Genomic DNA, 22,576 nt, shown 5'->3' on the forward strand with positions numbered 1-22,576 from the left:
AACAACATGAACCGCAATATAGAAGTTTTTTCATATCAGCTTAAAAAAGAACGTCAGAAACGTGCAATTTCAGTAATTCTTTTCTTTATCTGTCTCTATATATTTGTAAATCTTGCAATTACATATCTTGTTTATCCTGTAAATCAGAATTCATGTTCTATGATACCAGATGTTCCTGAGAACTCTGTTGTAATGGTTTCTCCATTGCTGAATACCTATGAACGTGGGGATATCGTACTCTTAAAGCCACGTAATTCTGTAGATGTTAACTTTTTTAAACGTCAGGCAGATATTTTTGTACGATTTTTCACAGCACAGAAGATTTCAATAATCGAAAAAACTGAACTGCCTGCATCTAAAGCACATTTGCGCCGTGTTGTTGGAATGCCTGGTGATACTATTTATATGAGAGATTATGTTCTCTATATCAAACCGGCTGGACAAAAGCATTTTCTTACAGAATTTGAAATTGTAGACAAACCCTATAATGTTACTTTCTTTGTTCCACCTTCAGACTGGGATACAGAAATTGGTATAAAAGGCTCTTTTGATGAATTTACACTGGGATATAACGAATACTTTGTACTTGCAGATAACAGGAAATCTTCTGACGATTCACGTCTCTGGGGAGCTGTAAATAAAGAAGATGTAAGTGCAAAAGTATTTATGTGTTATTTTCCGTTTAAGAGTTTCCGTTTATTCTGATAGCTTTTGATGATGGAAAGTTCCCTTTATATACATATTCCGTTTTGTATTTCAAAATGCGCCTATTGTGATTTTTTCAGTAAGCCATATGAAGCAGTTCCTGATTCTTATATAGATGCATTGTGTAATGAAATCGACTTCCGTATTTCAGAATATAATATCAAAAAACTTAAAACAATTTATATAGGCGGCGGAACTCCGAGCCTTCTGACTGAAAATCAGCTTAAAAAAATCTTTTCAAAAATAAAATCTTCAGTAAAACTTGCTTTTGATGTTGAAATTACTATTGAAGTTAATCCGGATGATGTAACTGAAACTCTTCTGCGAGCTCTTTTTGACTGTGGAGTTACACGTATTTCCTGCGGAATACAGAGCATGAATGATGCTGTGCTCAAAAAAGCCTGCCGGCGTGCTGATGTTCAGACAAATAAAAACGCAATGGAAATTATAAGTCAGAAATGGAAGGGTGAAGTTTCATATGATCTGATTTCGGGGCTTCCCGGAGAGTCTGAAGAGAGCCTTATTACAGGGCTGAAGGAGCTTTGTTTGTATAAACCAGATCATATATCTTTGTATTCCCTTACCATCGAAGAAAATACGCCGTTTGGAAAACAATTTGCTGCTGGTAACCTGGATTATGATTTTGATTATGCGGATAAGTTATGGCTAGCTGGCAGGGATTTCCTCGAAGCACAAGGCTATAAATGGTACGAGGTTTCAAATTTCTGCCTCCCTGGAAAAGAATGTCGTCATAATCTTGTTTACTGGAATCATGGAAATTATATCGGTTGTGGAAGTGGTGCCTGTGGTACAGTCTATAAGCCGGATGGCTCAGGCTTCAGATGGACTAATAATTCTGATATAGATGAATATATAAAGGTACAGAATGGACAGCCTCCACAGAGTTCTGAAAATATTGAACTTGAGACTTCTCAATTTGAGTTTTTTATGATGGGGCTCAGAAAAACAATTGGTATATCAGAAAAAGAGTATAAAGAGATTTTTGCCTGTGATTTACCTGAGAAATTTCTTTCACTTTTTAATGCATGGAAAGAAAAAGGTCTCTGCACACTTACTCAAGACGGCCGTTATGCTATGAGCAGGGAAGGAATGCTTTTTCTGAACCGTTTTCTTGAAGAGCTTTTTTAATCAGGTATACTCTTAGTAAGGGATAACAATTGTAAAACATGTTCCTTTCTTTTTCTGAGATGTAACAGAAATTTCCCAGCCATGGGTATCCATAATGCTCTTTACTACAGAAAGTCCTATGCCCATTCCTTCTTCCTTGCGGGAGTTTGTTCCCCGGTAAAAGGTTTCAAAAATATGATCAACGTCTTTTTTATCAATTCCTACACCAGAATCTTTTATCTGTAAGATGATTGATTTTGCTTTTTCAGTTTCATTTGTATAGGCAATAATCTCAATTAAATCATTATCTTTTGTATATCTGATAGCATTGCTGAACAGGTTTTCAAAAGAACGGTGCACCAGCTGGTTATTAAAAGGTATTCGGATATCTTTTGGTAACTGAATATCTGTACTTACATTACGTTTAAAAACTTTACCTGTGATTTCAACATATTTAGCAAAGTCTATAATCAGTTTTGTAATTGAGTTAGTTACAAGATTTTCTTTGATTTCTGTATTATTAAGCTTCATGAAGTTGATAAGGGTTTCAATCATACCTTCTAGCTGAGAGGCTTTGTGTTCAATAAGGTCCATGGATCTTTTGATTTCTGCGTCTTCTGTAATTACATCATCTAAAATTGCTTCAGAATAGCCTTTAATAACGGCAACAGGAGTTCTAAGATCATGACTGATACCTGTAATAAAGCGGTTTTTGCTAGTCTGCATTTCCAGTAATTCGCAGCGCATTTTTTCAAGGCTATGCATAATGCATGTAAATTCATTTTCCTTGCTGGAATTATTTTCTGTAGTAATAGGTTTGTCGAGTTTTCCTTCGGCAAGTTGTGTGCTGGAATGTTCTATCTTATTAAGTCCTTCAAAAATTGCCCTTGTTATAAAAAGAATTGTAATAAGACTTGAAAAAGTAATTATGATAATAGCAAAAAGGATTTTAAGATAAGTACGGGTTTTCTTTTCATTGTTAATTCTTTTAAGTGAAAGTCTTGTAATTAAAAAGGTTTGTGAATCTATTGTTGGTAGTCGTGTAAACTGGTAAAAGTATTTATCTGAGGTTTGAGAGGCATATTCAAGAAGTTCCTCTCTGGACATATAAGTTCCTGCTTTAATATCTGGAATTGTTGAATAAATAATTTTTCTGTCAGTTGTACGGCATAAAACTGCTTCAACTTCCTGAGGCAGCATTTTTAATGAATTTGTAAGGTTAGCTAATTCCTTATCAGTCAGAAGAGGGAAGTCTTCTTTTTGGGGTGGAACTGTACCTTCAAGAAGATATCTGTTTGGAGAGTGAACGTAAGTATGAATAATAATAAAAACAGAGCAAAGAATAGGAACTGAAACAACTAAAAATGATAGAATCAAAAATTGTTTTCGTATCTTCATAAGGTATTACTAACAGTTTTTAGTCATATATTCATCCGAAAAAATGTATCCGTTACCAAAATCTGTTTTAATGTATTTACAGTCCAAAGGATTGTCTTCGATTTTCTTGCGGAGACGCTGAATGTAAACGGCGACCGCTGTAATATCACCGTATTCAACTTTCCAGACATTCTGGTAGATTTTTTCAGGGGCAATTACCTGGCCTGCATTCTTTACAAGGAATTCAAGAACTTCATATTCTTTTGTCGAAAGAGAGATTTTCTGACCGTTCTTTTTAAGAACGCAGCTTCCAAGTAAAAGGGAGTATGGACCAAAGTTTATTGTTGCTTCCATTTTTTCAAGGAAGAAACTCTGACGGCGAAGGTTTGCTTTTATACGTGCAATCAGTACACCAGGAGAGAATGGTTTTGTAACAAAGTCATCTGCTCCATAGCCAAGGCCTTTTATGATGTCTTCATCTGTATCACGCGCTGAAAGAATCATTACAGAAGGCATGTCTTTGCTGAATTGTTTCTGTAATTCTTCAAGAAATTCAAATCCGCTCATTCCAGGAAGGTTTAGGTCAAGAATGATGAGGTTTGGTTTATGTCCCTCCTTGAGTTCCTGTAATGCTGCTTCAGCGTTTAAAAAAGGTTTTGATTCAATTTGTTCTTTTGTCAGATAGAGCTGAATGAGTTTAGAAATAGATTCTTCATCTTCAATAATGTATATACAGGGTGTAGTTGCCATATATAATAATTCCTTAGTATAAATATAATAATATAGCGTATGATGTATTTTGTCATACATTCTTATTTATATAATGAAAAATTATAAAAAAGTGGAAAAAATATCTAAAAAACTATCAAAAAAAGCCATATTTTTTGCATATAATGAAAATAATAATTGAAATATGAAAAAAAAAGATTATAATTAAAGTATATAATTATAAACATATGATTGATGTAATGCGGTTAGATGGGAAAAAATATTGGGTGAATCCGCACATGATTGAAAGTATGGAATCTACTCCTGACCTGACACTTACTATGTTGTCAGGGCGTAAAATCATTGTCAAGAATTCCCCCGATGAAATTATAGAAAAAATCATTAACTACCGAAGAAATATCGGAGTTGAGAGACAAGAGGTCTTGTAATGGATATAGCATCTTTACTGGGTATTGTCGGCGGTGCTGCCATGATCGTCATGTCAGTATTGACATCTGGTGGTACATTAGGCGGAATTATCGATATCCCGTCTGTTTTCATGACAATCGGTGGTTCTTACTTCGCCATGTTTATTGCGGCTCCTTTAAAGAAAGCCCTTGGTATGTTCAAAATTATGGGTAAGGCATTTAAGGTTCCGGATTTTGGTGAAAAGAATATTGTAATAAATATGCAGGCGCTTTCTGAAAAAGCCCGCCGTGAAGGTATTCTTGCACTTGAAGATGGTCTTGATGATCTTGAAGATCCGTTTATGAAAATGGGACTTCGTCTCGTAGTTGATGGTACAGACGGTAACATTATTCGTGCAATCATGGAAAATGAAATGACTCAGGTTGAAAACCGCCATATGGAATGGATTGGTCTTATCAATGCCTGGGCTGGATTCGCACCGGGTTTCGGTATGATGGGTACCGTACTTGGTCTTATTGGTATGTTGAACAACCTCGAAGATAAATCTTCCCTCGGTCCTAACATGGCCGTTGCGTTGATTACAACACTTTACGGATCTATGATGGCCAACTGGTTGATTACTCCGTTCTCAACAAAGCTTGCAAATCAGAATGCTTTAGAAATGCGTTCTAAAGAAATGATTATTGAAGGTGTACTTGCCATTCAGGCCGGTGAAAACCCTCGTATTATGGCACAGAAGCTTCTTACTTATCTTGATCCAGTTACAAGAAAAGCTATTGAAGCTGATGTTTTGAAGGACTAGTTTTTAAGGATTAAATAGAAAAAATGGGAAAGAAAGCCAAACAGCCTGAAAAACCGTCGACCGCGTGGTTGGGTACTTATGGTGACATGATTACCCTCATGCTCTGCTTCTTCGTTATGCTTTATAACCCTTCAGAAGTAGATGTTACCCAGATGGCTACAATTACACAGTCTCTTCAGATGCAGGAAACAGAAACAACCTCTGGTGGTCTTTCCTTGTCTGCAGGACAGCTTTCAGATCTCGGAAACAATATTAACTCACTTCCTTCTCTTGAAAAAGGAAAATCACTTGGTATGGCAAAAAAGAAGGCAGTAAGCCTTTTTGCTCCTGATGTAAAATCTAACAAGATTACAATTACAAGTGATGAACGTGGACTTATTATTACACTTCTTTCAGATAATTTTTTTGAAGAGGGAAGTGCTGATTTGAATATAAATGATACACGCGAAACCCTTCTTCGTCTTGCGGATTTTTTCCGTTCTGATGAACTGAAAGGAAGAAGATTCCGTATAGAAGGGCATACAGATAATACTCCGGTAGCAGAAAATTCAAAATTTCCTAGTAATTGGGAACTTTCTGCTGCAAGAGCTATTAATGTTCTGCATTATTTAGCCGATTATGGAGTAAGGGAAAATGATTTTTCTGTGGCCGGTTATTCCGACACCAGACCAAAGTTTTCCAACGATACGGCAGAGGGTCGTGCGTATAACAGACGCGTGGATATTATTATCCTAGACGAAGGACACTTTTAGTGGTAAATTATTTAATGTTATTGATTTGCTGGAGGGGAAATGGCAGACGATGATGAAATCAACCTCGATGAGGGAGGGGCTGGTTCAGCTCCTGAAAAAAAGCGTGGTATTGGCGGATTACTTTCCGGCCTTCTTAAATGGATTATTATTGGACTCGCTGCAATCATTGTTATTGTTGTAGTAGTTGTTGTAACTGTAAAGATTACAAGTAAAAACTCTACACAGGTTACTGCAATTCCGACATCAGAAGAATATGTTTCTGGCCAGCGTGAAATTTACGACTGGTATACATCTTTAGGAATAATCCAGACAACAACATGTGATGATCCTCCTGCAACTGTACGTGTAGACGTTGCTTTAGCCTATAAAAAGGATGATAAGGCTACTTCTACAGAAATTACACAGCGTACTGTAGAGCTTAAGGCTTTCCTGCGCCGCTATTTCAGTGGTAAAACTGCTGCAGAGCTTCGCAATACAAATAATGAAGATGCATTGGAAAACGAAATTAAAAACGGAATCAATGATAAGATTCTTAGCAGTTCACGAATTCGTGATGTTGTTTTCCAGCAGAAAGATGTAATAGAGCAAAATTAAATAAAGGTGGAGTTTCATGAACGAAGTTCTGTCACAGGACGAAATTGACCAGCTTCTTACAGCAATCAGCTCGGGTGATACCGAAGCAGATGACTTTAAGCCGGTCAATAGTGCCCGCAAAATAAAGATATATGACTTCAAGCGTCCTGATAAATTCTCTAAGGAACAGCTGCGTACGGTCTCAAACATGCATGAGACCTTTGCTCGTTTAACAACAACTTCGCTTTCTGCTCAGCTTCGTTCTCTTGTTCATGTACACGTTGCTTCAGTAGATCAGCTTACATACGAGGAATTTATTCGTTCTATTCCAACACCTACAACTCTTGCTGTAATCAACATGGATCCACTTAAGGGTAATGCCGTTTTGGAAATTGACCCGGCAATTACCTTCTGTATGATCGACCGCCTTTTTGGTGGTCGTGGAGCAACAACAGGAAATAAAAACCGTGACCTTACAGATATCGAACAGGAAGTAATGGAAACGGTTATTGTCCGCATTCTTGCAAATATCCGTGAAGCCTGGACCCAGGTAATTGACCTTCGTCCTCGTTTTGCTCAGATAGAAACTAACCCTCAGTTTGCTCAGATTGTACCACCAACCGAAATGGTTGTGCTTGTAACTCTGGAAACTAAGGTAGGGGACGAGGAAGGAATGATGAATTTTTGTATTCCTTACCTCGTACTTGAACCAATTATTTCAAAGCTGTCTTCTCAGTTCTGGTTCTCTTCTGTAAGAAAAAGTTCTACAACTCAGTACTTGGGAACTATTAAGCAGCAGCTCACTACTGTCGATATGGATGTAGTAGCAGAAATTGGTACAATTAATTTGTCAATTAGAGACGTTCTTTCACTGCGTGTTGGTGATGTTGTACGTCTTTCAAGCGTAAAAGTTGGAGATCCTCTGACTCTTAGCGTAGGAAATAAGAAAAAGTTTTACTGTCAGCCAGGTGTTGTCGGTAAAAAAATGGCAGTTCAAATTACAGGAAAGATTGAAAACATTGAGTCAGACGAGTTTGAAGAGCTTTCTGTAGAAGGAGAAGATACTTATGAGTGATGGTGCTATCTCACAGGATGAAATTGATGCTTTGCTTTCAGGTGTTGCAATTGACGGATTGAATTCATCTGGACATGTAGGTAATGGTCCTACATATCATTTTGATATACCGACTCTTCAATCAATGGCTGATGCGCTTAAGCCTAAGCTGGAAGAAAATATCAATAAAACAACAAGCGTAACCTTTACTACAGAAAATCCTGTAGTTGAGCAGACTAACCGTGACCACGTGTTGTCAAAGTTGCCAGAGGTTGTAATCGGAATCAATGCAGACTATAACGCAGGTGTAAAAGGAAGCCATCTTTATCTTATGGCTCCGGAATTTGCACTTAAGATTTTCCAGCTTGTAAGTTCAGAAGAAGCAACAGAAGTTGATGATATGGTTCTTTCTGTTGTTTCTGAATTTATTGCAACTCATATCAGTGCAGAAATCCAGGAAGTAGAGAGCAAAGGAAATGCTTCTGGACTTGGTTATGGAACTCCAGAAACTCTTAATGAGTCAAAGGCTATGATCATGTTCCCACAGGGTGACTTTGTGCTTGCAAGTTATCCGCTTACTTATGATGGAAATGCATATACCCTCTGGGAATGTATTGGTGGAGATGCTGCTGAAGGTCTTACAAAGGCTCTCGGTGGTGGAACAGATGATTCTGCAAGTCTTACTCCAATTGATCTCGGTGGAATGAATGCTGCAGCAGGCGGTCAGGCTATGGGCGGTGCTCCAATGGGCGGAATGCAGCAGATGGGCGGTGCAATGCCTAATATGGGAATGGGTATGGGAATGCAGCAGCCTATGGGCGGAATGCCAAATATGGGTATGGGTAATGGAATGGCCATGGGTGGTATGGGAATGGGAATGCCACAGAACATGGGTGTAAATATGGGAATGAATGTTCCTAACGTTCAGCAGTTACAGTATCCAAATCTCCAGACAGGTCTTAATGCTGGTGAACAGGGCAATATCAGTCTTATCATGGACGTATTCATGGAAATGACTGTAGAGCTCGGTCGTACAAAGAAAACCATTAAAGATATTCTTGGAATGGGTGAAGGTACAATTATCGAGCTTGATAAACTTGCCGGTGAGCCTGTAGATATTCTTGTAAACCATAAGAAGATTGCAAAGGGAGAAGTTGTAGTCATCGATGAAAACTTCGGTGTTCGTGTAACTGAAATCCTTTCTCCTATGGAACGAGTATCAGAATTGAACTAAACAATATTACCAATTTTTAAAAGGGTGGGTTTAATAATTGGAAAAAACAAAAAAACTATTTGCGGCTGTAATTGTATTTATGGCCGCAGTTTTTGCATTATATTCTCAAACAACTGCAAATAATCAGACATCTAATCAAATCTCAGAAGAAACAATCATAATTTCAGATGATGCTGTTTCTGAAAATTCTACAACAGCACAAACATATAAAGGACCTTCAACAGTCGGTATGTTTGTAAGAATGATTGTAGTTCTTATTATTGTTGTCGGTTTAATTTATGGAGTTTTCTGGTTTATCAAAAAGAAAACTAATATTGTTAAGACTGATGATGAATACCTGCGACGGGCAGCTTACATAAATATTGCCCCGGGAAAATCTGTTGAAGTAATCACTCTTATTGATAAAGCTTATCTGATTGGTGTTACAGAAGATAATATTACATTGCTCGGTGAGATTCATGATGAAGAATTGATTAAAGCAATGAATCTTACAGCAGATAAGAAAAATAATACTAAAAAGCCTGCAAGTTTTTCTGATGTTCTTGATATGTTCCTGATTAAAAAAGGCGGACAGAAAAATGTTTTTACAGATACTGAACAGCAGGTAGATAATCTGTTTAGTAATACCGGAAAAACCGGAATAGATGAGGAAAGTTAAAATGAAATCAAAAAAATCACTTAAAATAATTTTCCTCAGTTTTGCCCTGTTTATTTTTACACAGGGTAGTTTGCTTTATGCTCAGAACAATAATTTTCCTCAAGGTTCTACACAGGGAACAACACAGATGAATCCTAATGTACGGAATTCAGTTGTGCCAAATATTGCAGTACAGATTACTGAACCACAGACAGGAAAAGAAGTTGCCTTTTCTGTAAGACTCCTTCTTCTTCTTACAATTCTGACTCTTGCACCAAGTATCTTAATACTTGTAACCTGCTTCCTGCGTTTTTCTATCGTACTGGACTTTATAAAGCGTGCTTTGTCATTACAGCAGGTTCCGCCAACATCTGTACTTAACGGTATTGCATTCTTCATGACAATCTTTGTGATGTGGCCAACATTTACCAAAGTTTATGATAATGCTTATAAGCCGCTTTCAAATAGTGAAATCACAATTGAGCAGGCATATCACGAAGCAGAAGCGCCGCTCAGAATGTTTATGTATGAACAGATGGCCGGTGATACAAGCTATATCAAAATGTTTATGAATATGGCTAAACTTGAAAAGCCAAATACACTTGCGGATGTTCCTACTCATATTCTGGTGCCTGCTTATATTCTTCATGAGCTTACAGTTGCATTTAAGATTGGTGTAATTTTGTATATACCATTTATCATTATAGATATGGTCGTCGCGAGTATCCTCATGGCAATGGGTATGATGATGCTTCCGCCTGTACAGATTTCCATGCCGTTCAAACTGATTCTGTTTGTTCTTGTAGACGGCTGGGGACTTTTGACACAGCAGTTGTTTAATTCTGTAATACACTAAACTAAAGAAAAGGGAGGTCTGAAAAATGTCAATTGGTGTTATCATTTCACTTATGCGTGGTGCAGTAACTGAAGTAATTTCTCTTGTTGCACCTGTTTTAGGACTCGCTCTTTTAGTTGGACTTATTGTAGCTATCTTTCAGGCAACAACTTCCATTCAGGAACAGACACTTACTTTTCTTCCAAAGCTGATTGTTATTCTTCTCGTAATAGCATTATTGGGTGGAACAATGTTTACATCTCTTGGTGAATATACAATAAGGTTGTTCAGTCGAATTCCGGATTTTGCAAAATAGGTGAGTTATGCTGGATAGTATTTTACTTAAAGCTCCAGTCTATCTCATAGTTTTTGTAAGGTGCTTTGCTTTAATTTTGACACTTCCTATGTTCTCCATGCGTTCTGCTTCAAGAGTTGCTAAAGTTGCAATTGCAGGTTATATGGCATTTTTTATTTATGGTGGAATAGATGCTTCTCTTTATCAGCCGTACATTGGAGATGACGGTGCTTTTTCAATGATTTATGTTCTTTTACTGATTGGTGAAGCTCTCATTGGAATCATAATGGGATTTTTTATTTCCATAATTTTTGCTGCTTTCAGTTCTGCAGGACAGTTTCTCGCTTTTCAGATGGGACTTTCTGCAGCCAGTTCATATGATGCCTTGTCACAGGTTGAAAACCCTTTGATGGGACAGTTTTTTAATCTCGTTGCAATGCTTGTATTTATGCAGACCCATTGGTTTCAGAAATTATTTTTAGGCGGACTTGTTTCAAGCTTCTCTTCATTGAGCGCTTTGAGTATAGCAACTGCAAATGAAAAACTTGCCCGCTTTATGATTTCCGGACTTACAGGACTTTTTTCTGATGCTCTTGTAATTGCATTGCCTGTTATGGGAACTTTGTTCTTAATTACTGTTTGTACAGGTCTTCTTACAAAGGCCGCACCTCAGATGAACCTTCTGTCTGAAGGTTTTCCTATTATGATTTTAGTGGCATTTACAATTATTGCTATTGCAATGCCTAGTATAATAGATTTCTTTGTACGTTCATTTAATAAAGGCTTTGCTGATTTAGAGAATCTGTTTACAACAATTTCGGGAGGTGTGTAGTCTATGGCAGCAGATGATGAAGGCCGTACCGAACAACCTTCCGAATACAAACTTGAAAAAGCACGCAAAGAAGGACGTGTAGCAAAAAGTCAGGAAATTAGTGGTGCACTGGTTTTACTGCTTTGTGTCGTTACAATAATTTTTCTTTCAAAGTGGTTTTTTAATGAAATCGTAACAATATTCAAATTTTATTTTACACAATGCTCCACATATGATGTAAAAAATCCGACTTTTTTACCGGCGTTTTTTAATGTGTTTATAAAGTGTGTACTTCCTGTCGGTCTTATAAGTGCAGTATCAGCAGTAATGGCAAATATTGTACAAACCAGAGGTTTTATATTTTCACTTAAACCGATAGAGCCAAAGTTTTCTAAAATTGTACCAAAGATTGGTGAATATCTTAAGAAAACAATCTTTTCAATGAAAGGACTTTTTAATGTTGCAAAGTCATTTCTGAAAGTTGGTATAATCATCTTTGTTGCATATTTATATATCAAAAAAGATCTGTTCGTTCTGATTGATATAATTGATAATGGTGATGTTGCTGGTGCGCTTGGTCAGGTTGCAAGAATGGCTGCTCAGATTCTAATCACCGTTGCCGTATTATTTTTGATTCTTTCAATTCCAGATTACTTTGTACAGCGTCATGATTTCATGGAAGAAATGAAAATGACAAAGCAGGAAGTAAAGGAAGAATATAAAGAAATGGAAGGAGATCCTGAAGTTAAGAGTAAACTTCAGCAGATGCAGCGACAATTACTTTCGCAGAATATACGTAAAGCAGTTAGTGAATCAGACGTTGTAATTGCAAACCCGACACACTTTGCAGTTGCTTTAAAATTTGATCAGACAGTTGCAAATTCTCCAATGGTTAATGCAAAAGGTGAGGATGAAAACGCGCTTACAATCCGCCGTATTGCAGAACAGAACTCGGTTCCAGTTGTAGAAAATCGTCCTTTGGCACGAGAATTGTATACAAATCTGGAAGTTGGTGATATAATACCTGAAGAATATTTTAAAATTCTTGCAACAATTTATGCACATTTAGACAAGTATAAGAATTATAAATAGTAGATTGCTTGGGTGGGGACTTAATGGCAAACGAAAGTAGAGGGACAATTCTCAAATTTATATCCGGTAATATTGTACCGGTTGCAGTTGTATTAGCTGTATTCCTCTTATTTGTTCCAATTCCTAAAATGATAATTGACCTCAGTATGATTTTAAATCTTATGCTGGCAATTGTTATTCTTCTTGTTGTCGTAAGAACCCCTCGTCCTTCAGACTTTCAGACATTCCCTCGGGTAATTCTTTTTCAAACTCTGTTCAGTTTAGGAATAAATATTTCTTCTACAAGACTTATCCTTACTGGAAAAATGCAGGGAGGAACCCTTGCAAATCAGAGTGACATGGTAAAGTCTTTTGCCAGAATTGTTGCTGGAAACAATCTTGTAGTTGGATTTGTAATCTTTATCATTCTGATTGTTGTACAGATTCTTGTAGTTACTAAAGGTGCCGGACGCGTTTCAGAAGTTGCAGCCCGATTCTCTTTGGACTCAATGAATCAGAAACTTTTTGATATTGATAACCGTTTCAACCAGGGGGCTATTACAGAAGAACAGGCCGAAGAACTTAAAGCTTCTGTAAGACGTGATATAGACTTCTATTCAAACATGGACGGTTCTTCTAAGTTCGTAAGCGGAAATGTTAAGGCCGGAGTATTTATCACCGTTATAAACCTGATAGGCGGATTTCTTGTCGGAATGATAATGAACCGTATGCCGTTGACAGATGCTTTGAATACTTATTCAACACTGACAATTGGTGACGGTCTTACTTCACAGCTTCCTTCATTGATTATTTCTTTTGCAACAGGTTTACTTGTTACTGGTACTAAGTCAGATGAGTCTCTGGATCAGCAGCTCAAAACAGAGTTCACCGGAGACGGACATATTTACGAAATTGTTGGTGCAGTTCTCATCGTTGCAGGTATTGCATTACGAGGTGGAACTCAGATGCTTCTTCTTCCTGTCGGAGCACTTTCAATTTTCATCGGCTACAGAATGACCCGTGATAAACAGAGACAGGAACTTGCACAGAAACAGGAAAAAGCACAGAAGGATTCAAAACAGACTGCATCAAAAGAAGAGCCTATTGTTATGCTTGATCCGCTTTCGCTCGAACTTGGTTATGCACTTATTCCACTTGTTGATCAGGAAAAAGGAGCTGAACTTCTTGAACGAATTTCGCGTATTCGTGTAGAAGCGCGTCATGACATAGGTCTCGATATTCCAAAAATTCATATTCAGGATAACATGACTCTTGAGCCAAATGATTACAGCTTTAAGATTGCCGGTATTGAAGCCGGACATTCTTCTGTACGTGTTGGTTATGTAATGTGTCTTGATACAGGTTCAGTTACAGAACCACTTGATGGAGAAAAGACAAAGGATCCGGCATTCGGTATGGATGCAATCTGGCTTCCGGAAGATAGAAGAGGCGAAGCAGAAAGTGCAGGTTATGTAATTGTTGACCCACCGACAATTATTTCTACACATATAACAGAGATTATCAGAAATCATGCTGCAGAACTTCTTGACCGTCAGGCAGTTTCAGTTATTCTGGATACAGTTAAGAAGAATAATCCAGTTCTTGTTTCTGAAGTTCTGGAGACTGCAAAGATTCCTTACGGCATAATAGAAAAAGTTCTGCAGAATCTTCTTGAAGAAAAAGTTTCTATCAGAAATTATGTGCGTATTCTTGAAACAATGGCAAACTATGCACAGGTTACACAGAATAATATCTGGGATTTAACACAGAAAGTTCGTGAAGCCTTAGGTTTACAGATTTGTATGCAGTATGCAGATGATAATAAAAAACTGCATGTAATGAGACTGTCACAGGAACTGTCTGAGTTGATTGCTGAACATGCATATTATCCTTCTGATGGTTCTAAACCTTATGTTGCACTGGATCCTGTAGATCGAAGGCGCTGGGTACAGGCAGTAAGTGATTCACTTGCAAAAGTAAGTCAGCTTGGATATCAGCCAATAATTATTTCTGTTGCTGCTGTCCGTCAGCTTGTGCGTTCTTCCCTTGAAAAAGAAATGCCTGGAATTGCAGTAATATCAGATATGGAAGTATATGCAGCTGGTACCGGAGTTTCTCTGGAAATTATTGATGAAATTGCTGATGACGAAAACGTGTAAAAAAGGAAAGAGATAGAAATGGCATATGAAGATGAAATTGAACAGAAAATAACCGGAAGTACCTTTGAGGAATGTAAGGAAAAACTGTTTAATTTATATGGTAAAAATTTCAGAATTACAAACAAGGTTGTAGATTTTAGGCCTGGCGGATTTTTGTATCTGAAGAAAAAGCCAGTTACAATTGTAAGTTATGTAGTTCCTCATCAGAAATCTTTTAATGAATCTTATTCAGAAGAGGAACAGCTTGCCCGTAACCGCGAGGCAATTTTGCAGCAGGCAGGAAACGTAACAAATGTAATGGTTACCAGAACACTCGAAGAATTCAAAAATGACATCACAAGCCAGCTTAAGCAGATGCAGCAGATGTCAGCCGCTTCTCAAGATAAACATGAATCAATAAAGAAAATTGAAGAAATGCTTGAGCAGAATGAATTCTCACTTTCTTATATCAACATGATAGAAGAAAAAATCAGAAACGATTTCTCTCTTGAACAGCTTGATAATTTTGAACTCGTAGAAAGACGTGTTGTAGACTGGATTGGAGAATCAATTACAATTGCAAAAGAAACTGCTTTCCGTCCGCCACATGTATTTATAATTGTAGGACCAACTGGAGTTGGAAAAACAACAACTCTTGTAAAACTTGCTGCTCAGTTTGTAAAAGCCTTTGCCGCAGAACACAACGGACAGAGACCTGCAATCTGTTTTATTACAACAGATACAATGAGAGTAGGTGCAATGGAACAGCTCGAACGCTGGGGTAAACATATGGATTCCCACGTTTATAAAGCTGAACACACAGAAGACTTAAAAACTCTTTATGATGATAACCGTGCAAATATGGATGCAATCTTTATTGATACTTCAGGATTCAGTCCGAATGATGCAACTCATATTGCACAGATGAAAATGTTGCTTGAAGTACCTGGAATGAATCCTGATATCTATCTTGCTTTAATGGCAGGAACAAAAACAAGGGATCTTCAGAATATAATGCAGAACTACGAACCGTTCGGATATAAATCTGTAATCGTTACAAAGTGTGATGAATCTGAACAGTTTGGAAATGTTATCAGTGTAATGTATGATAAGCATAAAGCTGTTTCATATATAACTCACGGGCAGGTTGCCTCAAGAGATATTACAAAAGCGAATGTTGTTGATTTTCTGACAAAACTTGAAAATTTCAAGATTGATAGAATACATATAGAAGATAAGTTTGGAGGACAGGCATAAATATGGAAGAACAGGCAGAAGGTTTAAGTGAATTATTTAATGATGGTAACTCAAATGCTTCAGATTCTGGAAAAGGCAGTGCTGCAAAAAGAGATCATAATACACGAATAATTGCCATCACCAGTGGAAAGGGCGGAGTTGGAAAAACAAACTTTGCCGTTAATATGGCAATTGCCTATGCTCAGCTGGGTAAAAAGGTAATCCTTATTGATGGTGACCTTGGAATGGCAAACGTAAATGTTCTTCTGAACATAGTGCCTCAGTATAATCTTATGCATGTTATCAATAAAAAGAAGACAATGAAAGAGATTATCATGGATACTGAGTTCGGTATTAAGTTTATTGCCGGAGCCAACGGATTCTCAAAAATTGCTAATCTTAGTGTTGAAGAACTCGAGTACTTTGCAAATCAGTTTGCAACCCTTGGAAATGCAGATATCATCATCATAGATACAGGTGCGGGAATTGCAAATAACGTTCTTCAGTTTGTTGCTGCTGCTGATGAGGTTTTTGTAGTAACAACTCCGGAACCTACTGCAATTACAGATGCTTATGGAATCATCAAAATCATAACTACAGAAATTGTTGATCGTACTGTAAATATCAAGCTTATTGTAAACCGTGTTCACTCACCGGACGAAGGTAAACGTATTTCAGAACGAATCATTACAATCGTAGGTCAGTTCCTTGGTTATAAGATTGAGTATCTTGGTTGTATTCCTGAAGATCCTCTTGTACAGGCTTCGGTAATCAGACAAAAGCCGTTTATTGTTGTAAATCCTACATCAAAACCGGCTGTATACTTAAAACATATTGTTGGACGAATTGAAAAAACTGAGCCGGAATTTAATGAGGGAGTTTCAAGCTTCCTTAAGAAGTTCCTTAGTAAAAAACGCTAATTTAAAAACGTTCAAAAATCGCTGTTAAAAAATTGGCAGCAATTTTTGACATATACACTCTAGTGGTGTATAATATTTATGGGTAATTGTAATTGGGAGGAAAAATGCGAGGCGCAAAATATATCGGACTGTTTGCAGGGTGCGGATTTATTTTGTCCTTCGTATCAGGTCTTTTTTCCCATTCTTCGATTTTATCCGTTTTATTAAAAGCACTGATTTTTGCCGTAATCTTCGGCCTGCTTGGATTGGGAATTTCCTTTATTTATAGTAAATTCCTTTCAGATGGTACAGATGGTGATTATCAGAGCGACTATTCTGCTGGTTCTTCATCAGTTCCTGTTGGCGGCTCTGCCTTAGGAAATAACGTTGATATAACGATTCAGGATGAAGAGTTAGCACCGAGTGAGAGCGATAATCATTTTGTTGTCGGTGATAATCATCAGATGCTTAATGATTCAGATGTTCGAAACTCAAACAGTGGGGATGCTGAAGGTCAGAATTCTGCACAGGGGTTTGTTCCATTAAGGAATTTTGAAACTGTAAAGAATTTTTCAGGCAAAGAAGCTGTCATTCCGGCAGAAGCTGTTGCCGTTACAACTTCAGAAGAACCTGCGGCAGGCAGTACTCCTGTTGAAAACGCGAGTCCTGCTCCTTCTTCAAACAGAAATAGTAATGAAGAGGGTGGAATAGATACCTTGCCAGATATGGAAAACTTTGTGTTTTCTGAAAGTTCCGGTTCTGCATCAGATGATGATTCAGACTCTGATTCAGAATTTGTATCTATGGGGTCATCAAAAAAAAATAGTGGTCCCGCAGAAGTTCAGGATGCAGCCCTTATGGCAAAGGCAATCAGCTCCGTGCTATCAGATGAAAATTCATAAAAAGAGGAAGAGTATAAATGCCAATTAATGACGAAAAAGAAGAAGATGATCTTTGGGAAGAATTCAAAAAGACCAAATCACCAGTTCTCAGAGACAAATTTATACGGCAGTATATGCCTCTTGTAAAATATGTTGCAGGTAAAGTTGCAGTTGGACTTCCTGCTTCGGTAGAGTTTGATGATCTTGTTGGTTACGGACAGTTCGGCCTTCTTGATGCAATAAATAAATATGATCCTGCTAAGGGAGTAAAGTTTAAGACTTACGCAGTTACACGTATCCGTGGTGCAATCTTTGATGAGCTCCGTCAGATAGACTGGGTTCCTCGTTCAGTGCGTCAGAAGTCACGCGAAATTGAAGATGCAATCGTTTCTCTTGAATCTCGTCTTGGTCGTACAGCAACTGATTCTGAAATTGCCGGCTCTCTCAATATGAGTGAGGATGAATATCACAGAACAGTAATGAAGGTTTCTGGTACAAGTGTACTTTCGCTTAATGATGTATGGTATGCCGGAGACGACAATGACAATATGTCAATCGGAAATAATATTGAGTCACCTTCAAGCCTTAATCCGGATGTAATTGCTGAGCGTGAAGAAATCAAAAAGGTAATCGCACAGGCTATCAGTGAATTGCCGGAAAAAGAAAAAATGGTAATTGTATTGTACTACCATGAAGATCTTACCTTTAAAGAAATTGGTGAAGTTCTTGAAGTAAGTGAATCTCGAATTTCTCAGCTCCATACAAAAGCTAACTTAAGACTTCGTGCAAAACTTACAAACCTCAGAAAAGGAATTATTTAGGGATAAATTTAAAAATGGTAACGCTGGCTAAACTTCGTGAAGATATGAATACGCTTCTTCAGGTAGATAAAAATCTGCATTTCGTTGAAGTTAATGCAGATACTATCGATGAAGCTCTTGCTGATGCAGTTGTCCAGCTGGATACCAAACTTTCCAATTTACATTACGAAGTTGTAGAAAAAGGCAGTGACGGTATTTTAGGTCTTGGAAAAAAGCCATGGAAAATTATGGTTTACCAGGATCCAGAAACCGTTAAAAAGCAGACACGTCTTGCTTCTGAAGGTCTGTTTGATCTTGATGAAGAGGGCGAAGAAGCAAAAGTTATAAATCGCGACGGACTTTATTATATCCGTCATTTCAAATCAGATATCATGCTTAAAGTTCTTCTTCCTGTTGGAGAAGGACTTCCAATTGAACTCAAAGATGTTCTTGATGAAATCAAACGTCCTGACACAATCAGTTTTGATGAAGAGCTTGTAAAAAAGAGCGTTAAAAACGGAACTGATAATGATTACGTAATTGTCGGTGCATTTAAACATGTTCCTGCCGGTGACGTTGTAATTGGTGTTGAAGTTACTAAAGATGAAATGAAGGGCTCTATCGTTGTTTCTCCTCCATCAATGAGTGGAAGTGAAGCTTCATTTGATATGATTAAAAGAGCCATCCTTCAGCAGGGTGTTGTAGAAGCTTGTATTGAAGAAGACAAAATCCGCGAGTTCGTTGACAATCCTGTTTATAATAATCCTTATGAAGTCGCCGCTGCAATTGAACCTGTTGATGGTCATGACGCATACATTTCCTATAACTTTGAAACTGACCCTAAAAAACTTAAGGCTCAGGTTGATGAAGAAGGAAAGGTTGACTATAAGAAGCTTAACAATATTCAGAACGTTATTGCAGATCAGCCGCTTGCACAGAAGATTCCTGCAGAAAGAGGTAAGGGCGGTAAGACATTGTTCGGCCGCTACCTTGAAGCAAAGAATGGAAAAGATATTCAGATTCAGCTTGGCGCCAATGTTAAACTTGACCGCGACGGCGTAACAATTAAAGCCGAGATTGACGGTGAAGTTATGCTTGTAAACGGAAAGGTAACCGTAGAGCCTGTTAAATACCTCGACGCAGTTAATGTTAAAACCGGTGATGTTAAATTTGTCGGAACTGTTGTCATCAAAGGAAACGTTCAGGAAGGCTATAAGGTTGAAGCAACCAATATTGAAGTTGGTGGAATCGTCGACAAATCTCGTCTTGAAGCTACTGGAAATATTATTGTCCGCCAGGGTGTATTCGGAAAAGGCGAAGGTTATATCAAAGCCGGTAAATCACTCTGGGCTAAGTTTATCAATGATACAACCGTTGAAGTTGAAGAGAATGTTATCGTAAATGACTCTATCGTAAACTCCAGCGTAACAGCCATGAAGAATATCGTACTTCGCGGAAAGAAGGCACAGATTATTGGTGGACATCTTATGGCTACCGAGGAAATCTGTGCGCGAAAGGTTGGTTCTCCTGGTGGTGGTACAGAAACAATTCTCGAAGTTGGTGTTGATCCACGCGCTAAAAAGCGTCTTGAAGAACTGCAGAATATGCAGGCTAAGGCTACAAAGGAATACGAAAACTGCGACCTCGATATACAGACTCTTGAACAACAGAAAAAGCTTCGTAAAAAGCTTCCTCAGGAAAAAGAAGAAAAGCTCAAGACTCTCAAAGAACGCTGTGAACAGATAAGTGAAGAGCTTGAGAAGATGACAGATGAAATCAACAAGATTCAGGAACACCTTCGCGACCTTAAGGCTGTTGGAAAAGTTAAGGTTGAGGGCGATGTTTATGCCGGAGTTAAGATTTATATCCGTGATGTTCTTGATGAAGTCAAAATTGATACAAAGGGAGTTACCTTCTATTATGATAAGGCCTTCAGTAAACGAGGACCTTATGAGCCGCCATCATTAGCAGAGGAGCAGCCGGATGGGTATTCAGCCGATTGATCTTCAGACAATGTACACACAACTTTCTAATGTCTCAAAAACAATGGCAGGCGCACAGCAGGCTCAGTTAACGGAAGCTATGCAGCAGCAGGGAAATATTCAGCGAAGTATGGAAAATGCTGCAAAAGTTCAGCAAACTTCAAATGAAAAATCAGATACAAATAGTGTAAATCAAAATGGTTCAAATTCCTCTGGTGCTTACGGTGGTAAAAATCAGAAGCGAAAAAACTCTGATGAAATTGAACAGGATGATACTCAGGAAGTTCGCCCTCCAAAAAGCGACCGTTCATATCTTGGAACGATTATAGATATCACAAGGTAAAACGAGGAAATTATGGCCGCATATATAGCTCTTTTCATTGCATTAGTAAGTTTAATTCTGATGATTATTATTCTCGTAAGATTTAAAAAACTTTTTTCAACAGATGCAATTATTGATAAAACAAAAAATCAGATGAACCGTGTCATTATTGATGTAAACAATAATGCAAACAGAGACATTGAATTGATAAATGAATCTTCAAGAAGGCTCCGCGCACTTTTAAACGAAGCTGATAAAAAGATGGATAATTTCCGCGAGGCAACTCAGCTGCTCCGGAATGTAATAGCAGAGGCACAAAAGATTTCCGGAAAAAGAAATGGAAAAACAGTCTTTGTTGAAAATGAAAGATTCTCAGAAATTACACCGGTTGGTCAGAAAGAAAAAAGAAATCAGTTTATTGATCCAGATGCTTCATTTCGCGTTACAGAAAAAGCACCTGTAAGACAAGGTTCTCTTTTTGATGAACCGGAAGAAAAATCAATCTTAAAAGATGAAACTGTTGTGACAAAAGATGGGGCTGCTTATAAAGAAGTGCCGCTTATAGTAACAAAGGTTTATGATGAAATGCCGGAGAGTGCTACAAAATCAAACCGTCCGTTAAAAGATAAGGTTGAGAAGTTGTTTCATCAGGGAATGCAGGTTGATGATATTGCAGAAGAATTATCTTGTCCTGCTTCAGAAGTTCAGTTTATAATAGATATGTTATAATAAAATTGTGATATACATAAGGAGTTTAAACCCGCAATGAAAGTAACTAAATCAAAATTCGGAATGCTTTGTGATGGAACAAAGGTAAATCTTTTTACAGTAAAAAACGGAAACATGTCTTTTTCGTGCACAGATTACGGCTGTACAATTACAAGCATTGTATTAAATGATGGTAATGGAAAAAAGACAGACGTTGTTCTGGGACATTCAACTCTCGAAGGATATATAAACGGAACAGTATTCTTTGGTGCAATTGTAGGACGTTTTGCTAACCGTATTGGTAAAGCTGAGTTTGCACTCGACGGAAAAAAATATTCACTTGATAAGAATGATGGTCCAAACTGTCTTCATGGCGGTTTCGACAGCTATAATAAAATGATGTGGAAGGGCAAGGTAATTGATGACGGAAAACTTTGCGGTGTTCGTTTTACACGTGAATCTCCAGATGGAGAGCAGGGCTTCCCAGGAAACTTAAAGCTTACAATTACTTATCTTCTTGATGAGCATAATAACCTTACATGTCTTTATAATGCAGAAACAGATAAGGCTACTCCAATCAATATTACTAACCATGCATATTTCAATCTTGCAGGTAACGGAAACATCGGTGATCATACAGTTCAGATGAATTCTGACAAGCGTCTTGAAGTTAATGCAAAACTTATTCCAACAGGAAAACTTCTCGATGTAAAGGGAACTCCTTTTGATTTCACAAAGGAAAAGAAGATTGGAAAGGATATTAAGAATGTTGGAGTAGGTTATGACCACTGCTATGTAACAGAACTTTACGATCCTGAAAATCCACACTGCGGACTTCCTCTTGATGACAAGGATCTTGTTGAATTCTGTACTGTAAAAGAACCAACAACAGGACATGAAATGACAGTATTTACTAATATGGAAGGCTGTCAGTTCTATACTGGAAATTACATCAAGGGAGTTATTGGAAAGAACGGCCGTGTTTATGACAGACATGATGCATTCTGTCTTGAAACACAGTGTTTCCCAGATACACCAAATCAGGCTTCATTCCCAAGCTGTATCCTTGAACCAGGCCAGAAGATGAAGGTTAAGACTATTTATTCCTTTACAATAAATAAATAATCTGATATATTGGTTTAAAGGTTTAATTTATTAAACATAAATTAATCTTCTCTACACAAAAATTCTACCCCAAT

Annotated in this window: 24 protein-coding genes; 22 read left to right on the forward strand and 2 right to left on the reverse strand. The window is 37.7% G+C overall.

Going from position 1 to position 22,576, the window contains the following annotated elements; translation table 11 throughout:
- Positions 1–6 precede the first annotated feature (6 nt).
- Both lepB and hemW read left to right on the forward strand, forming a co-directional pair.
- Positions 7–705 (forward strand): signal peptidase I, encoded by a 699-nt coding sequence (lepB, locus tag BMY21_RS13845; protein WP_074645193.1) that lies wholly within the window; start codon positions 7–9, stop codon positions 703–705.
- Positions 706–714: 9 nt separating this feature from the next.
- Positions 715–1,854 carry a radical SAM family heme chaperone HemW gene (gene hemW / locus BMY21_RS13850; RefSeq protein ID WP_074645195.1) on the forward strand — a complete coding sequence of 380 codons (1,140 nt, stop codon included), beginning with the start codon at positions 715–717 and terminating at the stop codon, positions 1,852–1,854.
- 12 nt (positions 1,855–1,866) lie between these two features.
- Here hemW and BMY21_RS13855 read toward each other — a convergent pair whose 3' ends face one another.
- Positions 1,867–3,231 (reverse strand): sensor histidine kinase, encoded by a 1,365-nt coding sequence (locus BMY21_RS13855; RefSeq protein ID WP_083379881.1) that lies wholly within the window; start codon positions 3,229–3,231, stop codon positions 1,867–1,869.
- Positions 3,232–3,240: 9 nt separating this feature from the next.
- Complete coding sequence (locus BMY21_RS13860; protein WP_074645199.1) at positions 3,241–3,960, reverse strand: response regulator transcription factor; 720 nt, start codon at positions 3,958–3,960, stop codon at positions 3,241–3,243.
- Positions 3,961–4,166: 206 nt separating this feature from the next.
- On the opposite strand from BMY21_RS13860, the gene BMY21_RS13865 reads away from it, so the two are divergent.
- From BMY21_RS13865 to BMY21_RS13960, 20 genes are all read left to right on the forward strand, one after another.
- On the forward strand, positions 4,167–4,367 hold the full coding sequence (locus tag BMY21_RS13865) for a flagellar FlbD family protein (protein ID WP_074645201.1): 201 nt from the start codon (positions 4,167–4,169) through the stop codon (positions 4,365–4,367).
- Complete coding sequence (locus BMY21_RS13870) at positions 4,367–5,149, forward strand: motility protein A (protein ID WP_074645203.1); 783 nt, start codon at positions 4,367–4,369, stop codon at positions 5,147–5,149. Before BMY21_RS13865 ends, BMY21_RS13870 begins: the two co-directional genes overlap by 1 nt.
- A 23-nt stretch (positions 5,150–5,172) precedes the next feature.
- On the forward strand, positions 5,173–5,901 hold the full coding sequence (gene motB, locus BMY21_RS13875) for a flagellar motor protein MotB (RefSeq protein WP_074645205.1): 729 nt from the start codon (positions 5,173–5,175) through the stop codon (positions 5,899–5,901).
- Between the two features lie 39 nt (positions 5,902–5,940).
- Positions 5,941–6,495 carry a flagellar basal body-associated FliL family protein gene (locus tag BMY21_RS13880; RefSeq protein ID WP_074645207.1) on the forward strand — a complete coding sequence of 185 codons (555 nt, stop codon included), beginning with the start codon at positions 5,941–5,943 and terminating at the stop codon, positions 6,493–6,495.
- A gap of 16 nt (positions 6,496–6,511) precedes the next feature.
- On the forward strand, positions 6,512–7,549 hold the full coding sequence (fliM, locus tag BMY21_RS13885) for a flagellar motor switch protein FliM (RefSeq protein WP_074645209.1): 1,038 nt from the start codon (positions 6,512–6,514) through the stop codon (positions 7,547–7,549).
- Positions 7,542–8,762, forward strand: a complete 1,221-nt coding sequence (fliN, locus tag BMY21_RS13890) for a flagellar motor switch protein FliN (protein WP_074645211.1) — start codon at positions 7,542–7,544, stop codon at positions 8,760–8,762. The genes fliM and fliN overlap by 8 nt, the downstream gene beginning before the upstream one ends.
- A gap of 37 nt (positions 8,763–8,799) precedes the next feature.
- Positions 8,800–9,420 (forward strand): FliO/MopB family protein, encoded by a 621-nt coding sequence (locus BMY21_RS13895; RefSeq protein WP_074645212.1) that lies wholly within the window; start codon positions 8,800–8,802, stop codon positions 9,418–9,420.
- Between the two features lies 1 nt (position 9,421).
- A complete protein-coding gene (gene fliP, locus BMY21_RS13900) occupies positions 9,422–10,255 on the forward strand; it encodes a flagellar type III secretion system pore protein FliP (protein ID WP_074645214.1) in 834 nt (277 codons plus the stop codon).
- Between the two features lie 25 nt (positions 10,256–10,280).
- Complete coding sequence (gene fliQ, locus BMY21_RS13905; protein WP_074645216.1) at positions 10,281–10,550, forward strand: flagellar biosynthesis protein FliQ; 270 nt, start codon at positions 10,281–10,283, stop codon at positions 10,548–10,550.
- Positions 10,551–10,557: 7 nt separating this feature from the next.
- A complete protein-coding gene (gene fliR, locus BMY21_RS13910) occupies positions 10,558–11,361 on the forward strand; it encodes a flagellar biosynthetic protein FliR (RefSeq protein ID WP_074645218.1) in 804 nt (267 codons plus the stop codon).
- A 3-nt stretch (positions 11,362–11,364) separates the two neighbouring features.
- Positions 11,365–12,432 carry a flagellar biosynthesis protein FlhB gene (gene flhB / locus BMY21_RS13915; RefSeq protein WP_074645220.1) on the forward strand — a complete coding sequence of 356 codons (1,068 nt, stop codon included), beginning with the start codon at positions 11,365–11,367 and terminating at the stop codon, positions 12,430–12,432.
- A 23-nt stretch (positions 12,433–12,455) separates the two neighbouring features.
- Positions 12,456–14,570 (forward strand): flagellar biosynthesis protein FlhA, encoded by a 2,115-nt coding sequence (locus BMY21_RS13920; protein ID WP_083379882.1) that lies wholly within the window; start codon positions 12,456–12,458, stop codon positions 14,568–14,570.
- A gap of 18 nt (positions 14,571–14,588) precedes the next feature.
- Complete coding sequence (locus tag BMY21_RS13925; RefSeq protein ID WP_074645222.1) at positions 14,589–15,806, forward strand: flagellar biosynthesis protein FlhF; 1,218 nt, start codon at positions 14,589–14,591, stop codon at positions 15,804–15,806.
- A 2-nt stretch (positions 15,807–15,808) separates the two neighbouring features.
- Positions 15,809–16,705, forward strand: a complete 897-nt coding sequence (locus tag BMY21_RS13930) for a MinD/ParA family protein (protein ID WP_074645224.1) — start codon at positions 15,809–15,811, stop codon at positions 16,703–16,705.
- Positions 16,706–16,809: 104 nt separating this feature from the next.
- A complete protein-coding gene (locus BMY21_RS13935) occupies positions 16,810–17,586 on the forward strand; it encodes a hypothetical protein (RefSeq protein ID WP_074645226.1) in 777 nt (258 codons plus the stop codon).
- Between the two features lie 17 nt (positions 17,587–17,603).
- Positions 17,604–18,386 (forward strand): RNA polymerase sigma factor WhiG, encoded by a 783-nt coding sequence (gene whiG, locus BMY21_RS13940; protein WP_074645228.1) that lies wholly within the window; start codon positions 17,604–17,606, stop codon positions 18,384–18,386.
- 14 nt (positions 18,387–18,400) lie between these two features.
- Positions 18,401–20,368, forward strand: a complete 1,968-nt coding sequence (locus BMY21_RS13945; RefSeq protein ID WP_074645229.1) for a FapA family protein — start codon at positions 18,401–18,403, stop codon at positions 20,366–20,368.
- Positions 20,349–20,690 (forward strand): hypothetical protein, encoded by a 342-nt coding sequence (locus tag BMY21_RS13950; protein ID WP_074645231.1) that lies wholly within the window; start codon positions 20,349–20,351, stop codon positions 20,688–20,690. Before BMY21_RS13945 ends, BMY21_RS13950 begins: the two co-directional genes overlap by 20 nt.
- A gap of 12 nt (positions 20,691–20,702) precedes the next feature.
- Positions 20,703–21,398, forward strand: a complete 696-nt coding sequence (locus tag BMY21_RS13955) for a hypothetical protein (protein WP_074645233.1) — start codon at positions 20,703–20,705, stop codon at positions 21,396–21,398.
- Between the two features lie 36 nt (positions 21,399–21,434).
- On the forward strand, positions 21,435–22,502 hold the full coding sequence (locus BMY21_RS13960; protein WP_074645235.1) for an aldose epimerase family protein: 1,068 nt from the start codon (positions 21,435–21,437) through the stop codon (positions 22,500–22,502).
- The last annotated feature ends 74 nt before the right edge of the window (positions 22,503–22,576 follow it).

It is taken from the genome of Treponema bryantii (assembly GCF_900111035.1).
GTDB lineage: Bacteria > Spirochaetota > Spirochaetia > Treponematales > Treponemataceae > Treponema_D > Treponema_D bryantii_C.

Bases quoted from the DNA above. Each gene is read 5' to 3' on its own strand.
- lepB (WP_074645193.1), top strand. From the start codon at position 7: ATGAACCGCAATATAGAAGTTTTTTCATATCAGCTTAAAAAAGAACGT.
- hemW (WP_074645195.1), top strand. From the start codon at position 715: ATGATGGAAAGTTCCCTTTATATACATATTCCGTTTTGTATTTCAAAA.
- BMY21_RS13855 (WP_083379881.1), bottom strand. From the start codon at position 3,231: ATGAAGATACGAAAACAATTTTTGATTCTATCATTTTTAGTTGTTTCA.
- BMY21_RS13860 (WP_074645199.1), bottom strand. From the start codon at position 3,960: ATGGCAACTACACCCTGTATATACATTATTGAAGATGAAGAATCTATT.
- BMY21_RS13865 (WP_074645201.1), top strand. From the start codon at position 4,167: ATGATTGATGTAATGCGGTTAGATGGGAAAAAATATTGGGTGAATCCG.
- BMY21_RS13870 (WP_074645203.1), top strand. From the start codon at position 4,367: ATGGATATAGCATCTTTACTGGGTATTGTCGGCGGTGCTGCCATGATC.
- motB (WP_074645205.1), top strand. From the start codon at position 5,173: ATGGGAAAGAAAGCCAAACAGCCTGAAAAACCGTCGACCGCGTGGTTG.
- BMY21_RS13880 (WP_074645207.1), top strand. From the start codon at position 5,941: ATGGCAGACGATGATGAAATCAACCTCGATGAGGGAGGGGCTGGTTCA.
- fliM (WP_074645209.1), top strand. From the start codon at position 6,512: ATGAACGAAGTTCTGTCACAGGACGAAATTGACCAGCTTCTTACAGCA.
- fliN (WP_074645211.1), top strand. From the start codon at position 7,542: ATGAGTGATGGTGCTATCTCACAGGATGAAATTGATGCTTTGCTTTCA.
- fliP (WP_074645214.1), top strand. From the start codon at position 9,422: ATGAAATCAAAAAAATCACTTAAAATAATTTTCCTCAGTTTTGCCCTG.
- fliQ (WP_074645216.1), top strand. From the start codon at position 10,281: ATGTCAATTGGTGTTATCATTTCACTTATGCGTGGTGCAGTAACTGAA.
- fliR (WP_074645218.1), top strand. From the start codon at position 10,558: ATGCTGGATAGTATTTTACTTAAAGCTCCAGTCTATCTCATAGTTTTT.
- flhB (WP_074645220.1), top strand. From the start codon at position 11,365: ATGGCAGCAGATGATGAAGGCCGTACCGAACAACCTTCCGAATACAAA.
- BMY21_RS13920 (WP_083379882.1), top strand. From the start codon at position 12,456: ATGGCAAACGAAAGTAGAGGGACAATTCTCAAATTTATATCCGGTAAT.
- BMY21_RS13925 (WP_074645222.1), top strand. From the start codon at position 14,589: ATGGCATATGAAGATGAAATTGAACAGAAAATAACCGGAAGTACCTTT.
- BMY21_RS13930 (WP_074645224.1), top strand. From the start codon at position 15,809: ATGGAAGAACAGGCAGAAGGTTTAAGTGAATTATTTAATGATGGTAAC.
- BMY21_RS13935 (WP_074645226.1), top strand. From the start codon at position 16,810: ATGCGAGGCGCAAAATATATCGGACTGTTTGCAGGGTGCGGATTTATT.
- whiG (WP_074645228.1), top strand. From the start codon at position 17,604: ATGCCAATTAATGACGAAAAAGAAGAAGATGATCTTTGGGAAGAATTC.
- BMY21_RS13945 (WP_074645229.1), top strand. From the start codon at position 18,401: ATGGTAACGCTGGCTAAACTTCGTGAAGATATGAATACGCTTCTTCAG.
- BMY21_RS13950 (WP_074645231.1), top strand. From the start codon at position 20,349: ATGGGTATTCAGCCGATTGATCTTCAGACAATGTACACACAACTTTCT.
- BMY21_RS13955 (WP_074645233.1), top strand. From the start codon at position 20,703: ATGGCCGCATATATAGCTCTTTTCATTGCATTAGTAAGTTTAATTCTG.
- BMY21_RS13960 (WP_074645235.1), top strand. From the start codon at position 21,435: ATGAAAGTAACTAAATCAAAATTCGGAATGCTTTGTGATGGAACAAAG.